Annotated in this window: 12 protein-coding genes; 8 read left to right on the forward strand and 4 right to left on the reverse strand. The window is 27.0% G+C overall.

Annotated elements, in window-relative coordinates; genetic code table 11:
* The first annotated feature begins 88 nt into the window (after window positions 1-88).
* The 5 genes from BUA90_RS04370 to BUA90_RS04390 are packed head-to-tail and all read left to right on the forward strand — an operon-like array spanning window position 89 to window position 4,324.
* Window positions 89-556, forward strand: a complete 468-nt coding sequence (locus tag BUA90_RS04370; protein ID WP_072966171.1) for a chemotaxis protein CheW — start codon at window positions 89-91, stop codon at window positions 554-556.
* 21 nt (window positions 557-577) lie between these two features.
* The gene (locus BUA90_RS04375) at window positions 578-2,638 is read left to right on the forward strand and encodes a chemotaxis protein CheA (protein ID WP_072966172.1); all 2,061 of its coding nucleotides are present in this window, start codon (window positions 578-580) and stop codon (window positions 2,636-2,638) included.
* Window positions 2,639-2,651: 13 nt separating this feature from the next.
* Window positions 2,652-3,098 (forward strand): ATP-binding protein, encoded by a 447-nt coding sequence (locus BUA90_RS04380; RefSeq protein WP_072966173.1) that lies wholly within the window; start codon window positions 2,652-2,654, stop codon window positions 3,096-3,098.
* A 4-nt stretch (window positions 3,099-3,102) separates the two neighbouring features.
* Complete coding sequence (locus BUA90_RS04385) at window positions 3,103-3,456, forward strand: STAS domain-containing protein (protein WP_159429995.1); 354 nt, start codon at window positions 3,103-3,105, stop codon at window positions 3,454-3,456.
* A gap of 10 nt (window positions 3,457-3,466) precedes the next feature.
* Window positions 3,467-4,324 (forward strand): PP2C family protein-serine/threonine phosphatase, encoded by an 858-nt coding sequence (locus BUA90_RS04390; RefSeq protein WP_072966175.1) that lies wholly within the window; start codon window positions 3,467-3,469, stop codon window positions 4,322-4,324.
* Between the two features lie 33 nt (window positions 4,325-4,357).
* Here BUA90_RS04390 and BUA90_RS04395 read toward each other — a convergent pair whose 3' ends face one another.
* Window positions 4,358-5,674: an aspartate kinase gene (locus tag BUA90_RS04395; protein ID WP_072966176.1), complete on the reverse strand. Its 1,317-nt coding sequence runs from the start codon at window positions 5,672-5,674 to the stop codon at window positions 4,358-4,360.
* Between the two features lie 213 nt (window positions 5,675-5,887).
* On the opposite strand from BUA90_RS04395, the gene BUA90_RS04400 reads away from it, so the two are divergent.
* Both BUA90_RS04400 and BUA90_RS04405 read left to right on the forward strand, forming a co-directional pair.
* Window positions 5,888-7,924, forward strand: a complete 2,037-nt coding sequence (locus BUA90_RS04400; RefSeq protein WP_072966177.1) for an aminopeptidase — start codon at window positions 5,888-5,890, stop codon at window positions 7,922-7,924.
* Between the two features lie 122 nt (window positions 7,925-8,046).
* Entirely contained in the window at window positions 8,047-9,417 is a 1,371-nt protein-coding gene (locus BUA90_RS04405; protein ID WP_072966178.1) for an MATE family efflux transporter, read from the forward strand.
* A 45-nt stretch (window positions 9,418-9,462) separates the two neighbouring features.
* Here BUA90_RS04405 and BUA90_RS04410 read toward each other — a convergent pair whose 3' ends face one another.
* Both BUA90_RS04410 and BUA90_RS04415 read right to left on the reverse strand, forming a co-directional pair.
* A complete protein-coding gene (locus BUA90_RS04410) occupies window positions 9,463-9,702 on the reverse strand; it encodes an HPr family phosphocarrier protein (RefSeq protein ID WP_072966179.1) in 240 nt (79 codons plus the stop codon).
* 119 nt (window positions 9,703-9,821) lie between these two features.
* The gene (locus tag BUA90_RS04415; protein ID WP_072966180.1) at window positions 9,822-10,136 is read right to left on the reverse strand and encodes a hypothetical protein; all 315 of its coding nucleotides are present in this window, start codon (window positions 10,134-10,136) and stop codon (window positions 9,822-9,824) included.
* Window positions 10,137-10,433: 297 nt separating this feature from the next.
* Here BUA90_RS04415 and BUA90_RS04420 point away from each other — a divergent pair, with 297 nt between their 5' ends.
* Entirely contained in the window at window positions 10,434-12,725 is a 2,292-nt protein-coding gene (locus BUA90_RS04420; protein ID WP_072966181.1) for an ATP-dependent Clp protease ATP-binding subunit, read from the forward strand.
* Window positions 12,726-12,739: 14 nt separating this feature from the next.
* Here BUA90_RS04420 and BUA90_RS04425 read toward each other — a convergent pair whose 3' ends face one another.
* Window positions 12,740-13,972 (reverse strand): LL-diaminopimelate aminotransferase, encoded by a 1,233-nt coding sequence (locus BUA90_RS04425; RefSeq protein ID WP_242945037.1) that lies wholly within the window; start codon window positions 13,970-13,972, stop codon window positions 12,740-12,742.
* Window positions 13,973-14,211: the final 239 nt, after the last annotated feature.

Consider the following 14,211-nt stretch of genomic DNA (forward strand, 5'->3'; position numbering starts at 1 on the left):
ATAGATTATTAAATGATTTTATATTTACTGCAGCGGATAAATAAATTACAAGTTAGATATGCCTCTTATAAATCAAGGAGGGGAAACAATGGCTGAAAATCAATATGTAGTATTTAGTCTATGTGGTGAAGAGTATGCTATAGATATACTTAAAGTAAATGAAATAAACAGATTAAAAGAAATTAAGATTACAAAAATACCTAAGACGCCTGATTATATAGATGGAATTATTAATTTAAGAGGAGATGTTGTACCTATATTAAATTTAAGGAAAAAATTTCATATGGAGCATAGAGATATAGATAAAGAAACGAGAATAGTAATTGTAAAAATAGGTTCAAAAATTATTGGATTGTTGGTAGATAGTGTATCTCATGTATTAACTTTAGAAGAAAAAGAGATAAGTCCACCACCTGAAGAAATAAAGATTAGTTCTCAGTATATTATAGGAGTAGGAAAAAAGGGAAGTAGAATGATATTTATATTAGATATAGAAAAATTATTTGATAGTAGCGAAAGGAAAGAGATAATGCAAATAGATGATAAAAGAGAATAGAAGGGTAAAGGGGAATTAATTATGGACAAATTTGATATGAATGATATTTATTATTCTATGTTCTTGGAAGAAACGAAAGAGCAAATTGAAAAAATTGAACAAGATTTATTGATATTGGAGAGTGGACAAGATGATATTGAAATTGTAAATGAAATATTTAGAATGGCTCATTCTATAAAAGGTGCATCTGCTACTATGGGTTTAGAGAATATGTCAAAGTTAGCTCATCATCTTGAAAACTTGCTTTCAAAAGTAAGGTCAAAAGAAATATCAGTTGATACAAATATTATTAATATATTTTTTAAAGGTATTGATATTTTAAAACAAATGCATTATCAGTTGAGCAGAGGTAAAGAGTATGATGAGAATATAGAAGGATTTATAAAAGAAATACAGATGGTAATTAATACTATAGAAGATAAAGGATATGATAAAGAAGAAGCTAATTTAGATTTAAAAAGTAAAGATGAACAAGAGATAGTTGAAGAAAAAGAATTGGATTTAGAAAAAAGTGAGCTAAAGTTGATTGAAGGAATAAATCCTGAATTGAATATATATAAAATAATAATTTTAATGAATGAAGATATGAGAATGAAATCTGTAAAAGCATTTTTAATAGTAAATAATTTATTAGGTATTAGTGATATTATAAAAACAGTTCCAGCAGAATTTGAAAAATTGTCTGATAGTGATTTTGGGAACAAATTTAAATTGATTATTGCAACTAATAGAGAGTATGAAGCTATATATGAAAATATAAATTCTATATCAGAAATAAAGAAAATATACATAAAAAGAGTAAGAGAAAGAAGAAAAGAGGATGTAAGAGTTCCTAAAAATGTAAAAATAGTAGAGTTGAAAGATGAGTTGAAAAAGAAAGAAATATCGACAATTAGAGTTGATATTAGCAAAATAGATAAATTGCTTAATTTAGTTGGTGAATTTATTATAGATAAGGAAAATCTCAATCAAATAAGTATAGAATTAAAGAGAAAATATAAAAATGATTTACATGTAAATAAATTGTTAAATGTACTTTCACATATAAATTATATTGGTTCAGAGCTTCAGGAAACGGTAATGTCTACGAGAATGTTGCCTTTAGAACATATATTCAATAGATTTCCGCGAATGGTAAGAGATTTGGCAAAGAGATTTGATAAAAACATAAAGTTTATAATTGAAGGAAAAGAAACTGAAATAGATAGGGGCATTATTGAAGAATTATTAGACCCTTTAACTCATATTTTGAGAAATTCAATTGATCATGGTTTTGAAAGCTGTGAAGAAAGAAAAAGAACAGGTAAAGATGAAGTTGGGATTTTAAAGTTAAGTGCAAGACACGAAGAAAATAATGTAGTGATTGAAATAGAAGATGATGGAAGAGGTATAAACATAGATAAGATAAAAGAAAAAGTTTTAGAAAGAAGTTTAGCAACTGAAGAAGAATTGAAAAAATTATCAGATAAAGATATTTTACAGTTTATATTTGAACCGGGTTTTTCTACTGCTGAAAAAGTAACAGATATATCAGGTAGAGGTGTAGGACTTGATGTTGTAAAATCAAATATAAGCAAATTAAATGGAATAATAGATATAAAAACAGAAAAAGGAAAGGGTACAAAATTTATAATAAGACTGCCACTTACACTTGCAATTGTACAGGCTTTGCTTATCAAAGAAGGAGAATATATATTTGCAATACCTATTTCTTCTATAATTGAAATGATTAGGCTTAAAGGTAGAGAGATAGAAGAAAGGATTCATAAAATAGATAATTTAGAAGTTTTTGATTGGAGAAATCAAGCTATTCCCGTTATAAGAGTAGGAGAATATTTTGGAATAGCTAAAAAGACAGATAGTAATAAATTATTTATAGTTGTTGTTGGATATTTGGAGAAGAGATTTGCATTTATTGTTAGCAAACTCATGGGGGAACAGGAGATAGTTATTAAATCTATGGGAGAATTTATAGGAAATGGTAAGTTGTTTGGAAATATTAAAGGTATTTCAGGTGTAAGTATTTTAGGTGATGGAAGTTTTGCTCAAATAATAGATGTAGCCTCTATGAGTAAAAAATAGGGGAGGAGTGGGAATGGATATTGCTTCACAATCGATTAATAATGAAATTATGATAAAGGAATTAAGGTTTAAAGCTGATATTGAAAATTATACAAAAGTTAGAAATTATTGCAGAGAAGTTGGAAAATTGATTTTAAAAGATAATAATAGAGTTTTTGAATATTTACTTTGTATTGATGAAATATTTATTAACAGTATTATACATGCATATAGAAAAAATAATGGAAATATAGATGTTAAATTTATTTTAAATGAAAAATATTTAATTACAAAAATTAGGGACTATGGAGTAGGTATACCTAAAACATATACTAAAAAAATTATATTTACAGATGATGATATATTATCTGAATCAGGACGTGGATTGTATATAGTTAATAGTTTAGCAGATAAATTAGAAATTAAAAATTGTGAAGATATAGGAACGGAAGTTAGTATTTATTTTGAAAGGGTGAGATAACATGATGATTGAAACATCTATAAAAGAAGATATAAAAATAATAAAAGTTTTTGGAGAAGTAAATTTTGAAAATCATATAGAATTTAAAGAGGGATTATTAAGGAGTATACAAGGTAATGAAAACAAAATTGTATTAGATATGGAAAAACTTGCATATTTAAATAGTATGGGGCTTAGTACTATTGTTAAAGCTTATTCTGAACTAAAAAAGAGGAAGGGCGAACTTAAACTGTGTTCACTTCAAGAGCATATAAAAAAATTATTTGCAATTACTAAGCTAGATAAAATAATAAATATCTATGAAAATAGTGAAGATGCTCTTAAAGCATTTCAAACTTTAAATATAGATAGAAAGTGAGAGCTGGTCAATGATTTATTTGGACAGCGAAAACCTTTTAAGAGAAAATAAAAAATTAAAGGAAAAATTAAAAATAGTATTAGAACAAAATAAAAGATTTAAGAACGATTTAAAATATGCTCAAAAAATACAAGAGTATATACTGCCAATAGGTAAACATGAATTTAATCAATATGAAATTTACTGTAATCATGTACATACTAATTATTTAGGTGGAGATTTTTATGATGTCTTTAAATTTGATGACAGAAAGATAGTAATGTATATTGCAGATGTTTCTGGACACGGAGTAGCTTCTTCACTATTTACTTTATTTTTAAAACAATCTATAAGGGGAATAAGTAATTCTTTTCATTTGAACAGACAGCCTATTACACCTTCGGAGATATTGAGAAAACTACAGTGTAGATTTAATGACTTTAATACAGATAAAGAATTATATATTGGTGTTTTAGTAGGAGTTTTAGATATATATGACAATGAAATAATTTTAGCCAATGCAGGACATAATGTGGAACCACTTCATTTTAAGAAAAAAGAAAACGAAGTGATTTCTTACGATATAAGAGGCTTTCCTATAAATAACTGGTTTGATGATAATACATTTTTTACATTATATGATGAAAAGAAGATATATTTAAATGAAGAAGATAGATTGATTTTCTTAACTGATGGTGCTACGGAAGCAAAATCTATTGATGGTAAAATATTAGGTATAAAAAAGATTGGAGAATTGATGAAGCAGAAGGAAAGTGGTATGTGTGAAGAGTATTTTGAGAGTTTAATTAACATGATAATTAATCATATTGGTAAAAATGAGCTTGAAGATGATATAGCTTTATTATGTTTAAGGAGAAAAAAAGATTAGCGACATTTTGACGCTAATCTAATCTTTTTTGTGTCAATTAACAAAAGCATTATATATTGCTTTAACGGCTTTTTCAAAATCTTTATTTTCAACTCCAATGATGATATTTATTTCACTAGAACCTTGATCAATCATCCTAACATTTACATTAGCTTTAGCTACCGCAGAAAAAAGTTTTGCAGCAATGCCCGGAGTATAAGCCATTCCGTGACCTACTGTAGCTATAAGTGCTATGTTTTCATATATGTCAATTGAATCAGGTTTGCATTGTTTGTTAATTTCATTTATTATTTTATCGATTTTGTTTTCCAGTTTTGAACTTTCTATAACTAGCGATATATTGTCAATTCCCGATGGCAAATGTTCAAATGGAATACTATTTGCTTCAAGTATAGAAAGAATTTTTCTAACGAATCCAATATCTGAATTCATGAAATTTTTTTGAATTGCTATTACAGTAAAATCTTTTTTACCTGCTATACCAGTTATACTATTTTTTCTAATATTATAATTTTTGTCATTGAAAATAATTGTACCGGGATTTTCAGGTTCGTTTGTATTTCTTATATTTACAGGTATATTAGCTTCACGTACGGGGAAAATAGTATCTTCGTGTAAAACTTTAGCTCCCATATAAGAAAGTTCACGCAGTTCATCATAGGTAATTTTTTCAATTCGTTTAGGATTGTCAATTATTTTAGGGTCTGCCATAAGAAAACCTGAAACATCTGTCCAATTTTCATATACCTTTGCTTTTACAGCTTGGGCAATTATAGCTCCAGTTATATCTGAACCACCTCTAGAAAATGTTTTTATTTTTCCATTTGGAGTACAGCCATAAAAACCCGGTATTACGGCATATTTATGTTTTTGAAGCCGTTTGCTGACGGCTTCTTGTGTTTTTTTTGCATCAAATGAACCATATTCGTCAAAGAAAATTATTTCAGTTGGGTCAATAAAGTCATATCCTAAGTATTCAGCTAATATAAGGCCATTTAAGTATTCTCCACGACTTGCAATATAATCTACAGATTCATATTTATTAATTCTTTCTTTAATATTTTCAAGATGATAATTAATGTCAATAGATAGACCTAAATTATCAACTATATCAATAAATCGATTTTTGATAATATCAAATAGTTCATTATATGGAACAGAATGTTTAATATGGGCATGACATAAATATAATAAATCAGTAATTTTAGTATCATTTTCATATCTTTTGCCGGGAGCAGATACGACAATATATCGATAGTTTTTATCTGAAAAAATGATATCTTTGACTTTTTTTATTTGATTTGCATCAGCTAGAGATGAACCACCAAATTTTGCTACTTTTAAACTCATTTCTTTTTCCTCCTAATTAATATTTAAAGTTATTATACAATAAAAGACATATTATTTGAGTATATATTTTGCAAATAATTATGAAAATTTGATTTTAATAAAAAAGAAGGATTATTAGAAAAAATATTGAATAATTCTTATTAATGAAAAAAATAATTTATATAGTAAAATATTTTAATTTGTTACATTCAAATAATACGGGAGGGAGATTTAATGAGTGTAAAAGATTTTTACATAGAAGAAAATAATAAGGCATTAAGAAGTTATAAAGAAACTTTAGAAGTAATAAGAAAAATAAATGAAGAAACAGAAAATTTAAATATCAATAAATATAATAAATTTTTTAATTATGTTTCAAAATTTATTTTAGAAATGGCAGATTTGGAAGCAAAAATTGATGAAGATTATTTTAAAAGTAAGACTTTTGAACAGCTATTAGAGGAAAATAATAAATTGTATGAAGAAATGCTTCCAGCGAAATATGAATTTAGTTTTGCAAATCCAAGCTTTTGTGTAAAAGAATTTGGAAATGAGATAGGTCAGATTCTCTGCTATATTTATAGCAGAGTAAGAGGATATATTTCATTTGCTTTTACCCATAAAATATTTAAAATGGAGAAAAATAATAGACTATTTATAGATGTTTATAATTATTTAAAAGATAAAAAAGATAGTAAGGAATTGAAAAATATAATTAAAAAATATGTTACAGAGGATTTAAATAAAGATTTTAAACAGTATATTTATGAAACTTTTAGTAAAGATTATACATATTATACTGATATTACTTGTAATTCTGATTTAAATGATTTAAGGTATCTTTTCAAGTATGGAAAATATATAACTGAAAATGAAATAAAAACAGCTAAGTTTTTAAATGATTATTCTGATGATAAATTAAATGTACTGGCTCAAATGATAGTTAAAGCATATATTGAAGGATTTAAGAGGGATAATAAAGATATTACATTGAGGTCTAATGTAAGAATAGTTGCTAATGCAGGTCAAGAGAAAATAACGAAAGGAGTAATAGAACATTTAAGGAAAAATAATTTATATGGATATGTAGCAGAAGTTGTATCAACAGATTATAATAAACAGTATGATTATGACCATAAATTTGATAATGCTCTATATTTAGATGAAGAGTTTGCAAAATTATCTAATAAAGCTTTTGAAACTGAAGCTGAGAAGAATAAAGAAATATTAAAGGATTATTCTGGAATAATACTTATAGAAAGATTTGGAGAAGAACCATTTAGTCCAAAGAGTAAGGAAGAGAGATTGACCCTAAGTGAGAATCAGCAGAGTATATACCAGACTATTCAAAATGAAAGACGTCAATTAATTGAAAAATATATTCCAGAAAATGAAAGAAGTTTCTGTATAATAGCATTTCCTACTCCAGAAATAGGGGAAAATTTTGAAGAAATTTTTGAAGATATATTAAAGGTAAATATGCTTGACAGTGAAAAATATGAAGTTATTCAGCAGGTAATAATAGATACACTTGACAAAGGTAAGTATGTACATATAAAAGGTAGAGGCGATAACGAAACAGATATAAAGGTGCATCTTCACAAAATAAATAATCCTGAAAAAGAAACAAATTTTGTGAATTGTGTAGCAGATGTAAATATACCTGTTGGAGAAGTATTTACATCTCCTGTATTAAAAGAGACAAGTGGAATTCTTCATGTAAAAGAAATATATTTAAGAGGTTTTAAATATAATAATTTAAAATTAAAATTTGAAGATGGATATATTACTGATTATACTTGTACTAATTTTGAAAATGAAGAAGAAAATAAAAAATATATAAGGGAAAATTTGTTATTTCCGCATAAAACTCTACCTATTGGAGAGTTTGCTATAGGTACAAATACTTTTGCATATGTAATAGCAAAAAAACATAATATAACTAATAAGCTTCCAATACTTATAATAGAAAAGATGGGACCACATTTTGCAGTAGGAGATACTTGTTTTGCATGGTCAGAAGACAATCCAGTTTATAATTTTTTAGATAAGAAAGAAATAATTGCTAGAGATAATGAAAAATCAATACTTAGGAAAACTGATGTATCTAAAGCTTATACAAATTGTCACACAGATATAACTTTGCCATATGATTCACTAGAGAAAATATCAGTAATAACAGAAGATGGTGAAGAAATAGATATAATAAGAAATGGAAGATTTGTACTAAAAGGAACAGAAGAACTTAATAAGCCATTTGAAGAAATGTAGTGTTAAAATTTATGAGTTGAAGGATTTATCCTTTGACTCTATTTTTTATATGTAGTACCCTAATATTTATAATATATATAGCTAAATTCATAATATTTAAATATGTATGGGGAGAAGATAATATGGTTGATTTAAAGGTTTTTCTAAAAAGACGTAAAAATTTGTTAGCTTCAATAATTTTATTAGCTTTACCGGCAGTAGGAGAAATGAGTTTAAATACATTATTGGGTTTATCTGATACTTTGATGATAAGTTATTTTGTAGGTTCTGAAGGATTAGCAGCAGTAGGATTTGCTAATCAAATTATTTTTACATTGATTTTTATTTTTTCATCGTTCAATACAGGAGCTACAGCGATGATAGCTAGGGCTTATGGAGAAGAAAATTATAAAAAACTTAATAGAGTTGCAGGACAAGGATTATCTATCAATATTTTTATAGGTATTATAATAACTGTATTAGCATTGTTGTTTGCAAAAGAAATTTTCAGTATATATGATATGACTCAGGAAGTAATGCATCTTACATTAGATTATTTCTATATTGTAATATTCGGCTGTATTTTTATGTTTTTATCTTTTTCTTATGCTGCAATTTTAAGAGGTGCTGGGAATACAGTTACACCTATGATTATTACAGGGATAGCTAATATATTAAATATTATAGGAAATTATATATTAATCACTGGATGGGGACCTTTTCCAAAGATGGGTATTGCTGGTGCAGCATGGGCTACTACAATTTCTAGAATGATTGCAGCTGTTTTATATACTTTTATTTTATTTAATCCAAAGGGAAATGTATATATAAAATTAAAATATATGAAAATTACAAAAAATATATTAAAACCTTTATGGAATTTGAGCTATCCGGGTGCAGTTGAACAAGCACTTATGCAGACATCATTTATTGCTGTAGGAGTTATAGTATCTAAATTAGACACTATTTCAGAAGCAGCATTTCGTATTCTTATAAATATAGAATCAATATCATATATGCCGGCAGTAGGATTATCAATTGCTGCAGCAACGTTAGTCGGAAAATCATTAGGAGAAAGAGATATTAATAAAGCGGTAGAAATAGGATATACTGCATCGGCATTTGGTGCTATGTGGGGTATTTTTATGGGAATTATATTCTTAATTTTTCCTAAACAATTATTGGCTATATTTACACCAGATATAAATGTAATATCGGTTTCTGTTGCAACTATGTATGCAGTAGGTATTAATCAGCCTTTTTTAAATTTTATGATTGTAATGACAGGTGCATTAAGAGGAGCAGGTGATACTAGGAGTGTAATGATTATAACTTCGATAAGGTTGTGGTTGTTTTTTATTCCTCTGACATATGTTTTTACAATCATGTTAAAACAAGGATTAGCAGGAACTTGGTATGGAGAAATAATTTCAATGTTTATTTTCTGTATAGTTGTTTTTATGAGATTTAGAAGTAAAAAATGGACAAACATAAAAATAGATGTAAAAGATTAAATGTGGAAAATAGTAAAAAAGATTAGGTATGATAATAAATCATACCTAATCTTTTTTCAAATGTGCTCCTCTAATCAAAAAATCTAAAACCATTTCTTTTTCTTTAGGGTCTTCGACTTCTACAACTATGTTTTCAGGATGTTCTTTTACAATGTACATTGCTCCGATTATAGACTTAGCATTAACTTTAATTTCTCCAGATTTTAAATATACTTTTCCCTTTAGTTTAGAAACAAATTTTACAAATTTATCAATATCTTCTATTTTTACAAAAGTAGCTTGCATGAAAAAACTCTCCCCCCATTCTTTAATTTTTTACTAATATAACATAAATATACTTATATTTGCAAGGAAGACTAGCTGAATTATAAAATTAAGCCAAGGAATCATTCCTTGGCTTAGTATTATACAATTGGTATAAAAGTTTTTAAATCATACATGTGAAATTGTATTGGTAAAGAATCAGTAACAATTTTAGCTTGAAGTTTTTTTGATTTTTTAATTTTTTGTTTTAAACTTTCAAAATCTATATTTGATAATATAATGCCATTTTTTAAGTTAGATTTAGTGTTTGCAACGAATTTATTTTTACCAGTTATTTGGCATTGAATTTTAATGGAATCTTGTCCATTTATTGAAATTTCTCCAAGTAAATTTTCTTTTCCTACTGTTTTACCAAAGAATATACTTCCATCTTCTAATAATAAATAACCTTTCATTTTTTAACCTCCTCATATTTTTGCCTCACTGGACAAAATTAATATTATAAAAAATACATATACAGAATAATGAATAAATATACATTTTTAAATATTATAACATATTCTGATATAATTTCAAGATATTTTTTGAAAATATCATTTGTCTTTTTTGTTAATTATAATAAATATAGTGTTTAAAAAACTGTTATTTTCAAGTTTTAATATTATTGATAATATAATATACTGTAAAATATGATATACTTACTTTAATAAAAATATTTTTTAATAACAAATGAAATTATGGAGAGGGTATGTATGAAAAAGTGTTCTATTTGTAATAAAAATTTGGCAGTTATATATACAACTAGGATTGAAAATGGAAAACCTGAAATAAAGGGATTATGTATAGAATGTGCTAGAAAGATGGGTATACCTGTCATTGATCAGCTTATGCAGCAAGTTGGAATGACAAAAGAAGATATTGAAAACTTAACTGAACAGATGAATGAAATGTTTGAAGATATGGATGAGCTTGATAGTGATGATTCACTTATGAATTTTTTAAACAATCCTTTTTCATTTATGAAGGATTTAGATGGAGAGAATAAAACTTCTAAACAGGAAAAAGATTTTGTAAGTGATAAAGGTATAAAGAAAGAAAAAAATGAAAGTAAGAAATTTAAGAAAAAGAAAAAGTATTTAGAAACTTATGGAATAAACTTAATTGAAAAAGCTAAAAATAAGGAGATAGACAGAATAGTTGGAAGAAATAAGGAAATAGATAGAGTAGTACAGATTTTGAATAGGAGAACAAAAAATAATCCCATACTTATTGGAGAACCGGGAGTTGGAAAAACAGCTATTGCAGAAGGATTAGCAGTTAGAATTGTAGAAAAAAAAGTTCCGACAAAATTATATAATGCAGAAATATATCTTCTTGATTTAACTGCTATTGTAGCAGGTACACAGTTTAGAGGACAGTTTGAAGGACGTATGAAAAATATTATAAATGAAGCTAAAGAGTGTGGAAATGTAATTTTAGTAATTGATGAAGTTCACAATATCATGGGTGCAGGAGAAGTTCATGGAGGAGTAATGAATGCAGCGAATATTTTAAAACCTGCTCTAGCTAGAGGTGATATACAGATTATAGGTGCAACAACTATTGATGAATATAGAAAACATATTGAAAAGGATTCAGCATTAGAAAGAAGATTTCAACCTGTATTAGTTGAAGAACCTACGATAGAAGAAACCATAGAAATCTTAAAAGGTATAAAAGATTATTATGAAGATTTTCATAAGGTAAAAATATCAGATGAAGTTATTGAAGCTGCTGTAAAGTTATCAGAAAGATATATTACTGATAGATATTTACCAGATAAGGCAATAGATATTATTGATGAAGCAGGTTCAATGGCTAATCTTAAAAATAAGGGACTTATAGAACTTGAAAATTTAAAAGAAGAAATGAAAAAAATACAAGAAGAAAAGGCAAAAGCTGCTATTGATAATGATTTTGAAAGAGCTGCTGAGTATAAAATGAAAGAGATTAAATTGCAAAAAGAGATTAAAGAAATAGAAAAAGAATTAAATGAAGTAGAGATTACTATTGACGATATAGCTTTTGTAATAGAATCTTGGACTAAGATACCTGTACAAAAAATTACGGAAGAAGAAGCTCAAAGACTGTTAAATTTGGAAGAAAGACTTCATAAGAGGGTAGTAGGTCAAGATAAGGCAATAAAAAGTTTAGCTAGAACGATAAGACGCAATCGTTCAGGTTTTAGAAAGAAGAAAAAGCCTTCATCATTTATATTTGTAGGACCTACTGGAGTAGGAAAAACAGAAGTTGTAAGAGCTTTGGCTGAAGAACTTTTTGGAAGCGAAGATGCTATGATACGTATAGATATGTCAGAGTATATGGAAAAACATACAGTTTCAAAATTGATTGGAGCTCCTCCGGGATATATAGGATATGACCAAGGAGGTCAGCTTACAGAAAAAGTTAGAAGAAAACCTTACTCTGTTATTTTATTAGACGAAATTGAAAAAGCTCATCCTGATGTATTTAATATGCTTCTTCAAATTCTTGAAGATGGAAGACTTACAGACAGTCAAGGAAGAACAGTATATTTTGAAAATACAGTTATCATAATGACGTCAAATGCAGGTACTCATTTTAAATCTACTGGAATGGGATTTGCAAAGGAAGGATATGAAGCTTTAGAAAGTAGTGTAAAAGAAGCATTAAGGGAAATATTTAGACCTGAATTTTTAAATAGGATAGATGAAATTATAGTATTTACAAAACTTACAAAAGAGCAACTTCGTCAAATAGTAGACCTTATGTTAAAAGAAGTAATCGAAGAAGCTAAGGAAAAAGAAATAAATGTAGAAATTTCAGAAGAAGTAAAAGAATTTATTTTACAAAGAGGGTATGATGAAAAATATGGTGCTAGGCCACTGAGAAGAACTATCCAAAGATATATAGAAGATGAAATAGTACAGTATTATCTTGAAAATAAAATTAAAGCAGGAGATACTATTGAAATAATTCTCAAAGATGAAAAAATAGTTATAAATAACTTAAGAGACGATAAATAGTATCGTCTCTTAAGTTAAAATATCAGCTTTAGTTTTAATAATCGGTTTTTAAATTCTTCGATTATTTTCTTTTCTTCTTCATAATTTTTTGCTTCAAATGTTACAGAGAGCCTTACATATGGTTCTGGAGTATTCCATGGGACAGTACATATAAAAGCATTTTTTAATAGATATAGAGAAAAGTCTTCTGCATTTTCAAAGGTTTTACCTGACTTAGTTCCCTTCGGAATAGGTAGGTAACAGTAGAAAGTAGCTTTTGGTTTTTCTACATTAAAACCGACTTCTTTTAAGGCTTTAATTAACAAATCAAGCCTTCGAGAATATTTTTCAGAATTTTTCTTTATGATTTCAGGATGATTTAAAGCATATACTCCTGCTTTTTGTATAGCTCTAAACTGACCTGAATCTGAGTTGGCTTTTACTCTTGCATATATATTTATTACATCTTGATTTCCTGCAATAAAAGCAAGTCTCCATCCAGTCATATTAAATATCTTAGAAAGAGAATGGATTTCTACACCTACTTCTTTTGCACCATCTATTGATAAAAAACTTAAAGGTTCTATACCGTCAAAAGTTAAAGGTGCATAAGTAGAATCTGCTACAACAATGATTTTGTTTTTGTGGGCAAATTCAATTACTCTTTTGTAAAAATCTTTATTGGCAATTTGACCAGTAGGATTATTTGGATAATTTATATATAAAAGTTTAGATCTATATAAAATTATATTTGGTATATTAGAAAAATCGGGATAAAAATTATTGGCTTTAGTTAAGGGAAGTCCATAAACTACTCCGCCTAGATATTTGGTATGAGTAGATATGATTGGATAGCTTGGCAGAGTAGTAATAGTAATGTCGCCGGGATTTATAAAGCATAATGGCAGCATTGATAAAATTGATTTTGCTCCTATTCCATGTAAAATTTCTTTATATGGGTCAATATTGTCAACTCCAAAAACTTCTTTTAAGTATTTGGCAGCAGCCTTTTGAAATTCTGGGATACCATTATCTGAGTAATGTCTATTTTCTGGTTTTCCGGCTTCTTCTTTTAGGATTTTTACGATATTTGAATTAGCAGGAGAATCGGGTTCTCCTATGCCCATATCTATAAGTTTAATATAGGGAAAATTTTTTTTAATTTCTTCTTTTGCTCTCTTTATTTTCATAAATTTATAATCTTGTTTCGTTATATCAAAACTTTTATCTCTAAATCTATCAGCAATCATATCAATTATAAAATTCAATATACTCTCCTCCTTTAAAACAAAGACAAAAGCAAAGACTCTTAATTTGCTCATAAAATATTTTATTCCATGTAAATATGAAACGTTCATGTACTTTATAGCATTATATAGACAACTATTTTAATAATTAAAGAATTTAGTGTGTTAAGTTTTGGTATATATTTATTGATTGAAACTATATAAAAATTGTGGTATCATATTGTTTGCAGATTACGAAAATCTGTATTTTTATAAGTTGT

Source organism: Caminicella sporogenes DSM 14501 (assembly GCF_900142285.1).
Taxonomy (GTDB): domain Bacteria; phylum Bacillota; class Clostridia; order Peptostreptococcales; family Caminicellaceae; genus Caminicella; species Caminicella sporogenes.

What these genes read in the sequence shown, in the direction of transcription:
- BUA90_RS04380 (WP_072966173.1), top strand. Translation starts at nt 2,652, where the DNA reads ATGGATATTGCTTCACAATCGATTAATAATGAAATTATGATAAAGGAA.
- BUA90_RS04410 (WP_072966179.1), bottom strand. Translation starts at nt 9,702, where the DNA reads ATGCAAGCTACTTTTGTAAAAATAGAAGATATTGATAAATTTGTAAAA.
- BUA90_RS04400 (WP_072966177.1), top strand. Translation starts at nt 5,888, where the DNA reads ATGAGTGTAAAAGATTTTTACATAGAAGAAAATAATAAGGCATTAAGA.
- BUA90_RS04420 (WP_072966181.1), top strand. Translation starts at nt 10,434, where the DNA reads ATGAAAAAGTGTTCTATTTGTAATAAAAATTTGGCAGTTATATATACA.
- BUA90_RS04370 (WP_072966171.1), top strand. Translation starts at nt 89, where the DNA reads ATGGCTGAAAATCAATATGTAGTATTTAGTCTATGTGGTGAAGAGTAT.
- BUA90_RS04415 (WP_072966180.1), bottom strand. Translation starts at nt 10,136, where the DNA reads ATGAAAGGTTATTTATTATTAGAAGATGGAAGTATATTCTTTGGTAAA.
- BUA90_RS04390 (WP_072966175.1), top strand. Translation starts at nt 3,467, where the DNA reads ATGATTTATTTGGACAGCGAAAACCTTTTAAGAGAAAATAAAAAATTA.
- BUA90_RS04395 (WP_072966176.1), bottom strand. Translation starts at nt 5,674, where the DNA reads ATGAGTTTAAAAGTAGCAAAATTTGGTGGTTCATCTCTAGCTGATGCA.
- BUA90_RS04385 (WP_159429995.1), top strand. Translation starts at nt 3,103, where the DNA reads ATGATTGAAACATCTATAAAAGAAGATATAAAAATAATAAAAGTTTTT.
- BUA90_RS04375 (WP_072966172.1), top strand. Translation starts at nt 578, where the DNA reads ATGGACAAATTTGATATGAATGATATTTATTATTCTATGTTCTTGGAA.
- BUA90_RS04405 (WP_072966178.1), top strand. Translation starts at nt 8,047, where the DNA reads ATGGTTGATTTAAAGGTTTTTCTAAAAAGACGTAAAAATTTGTTAGCT.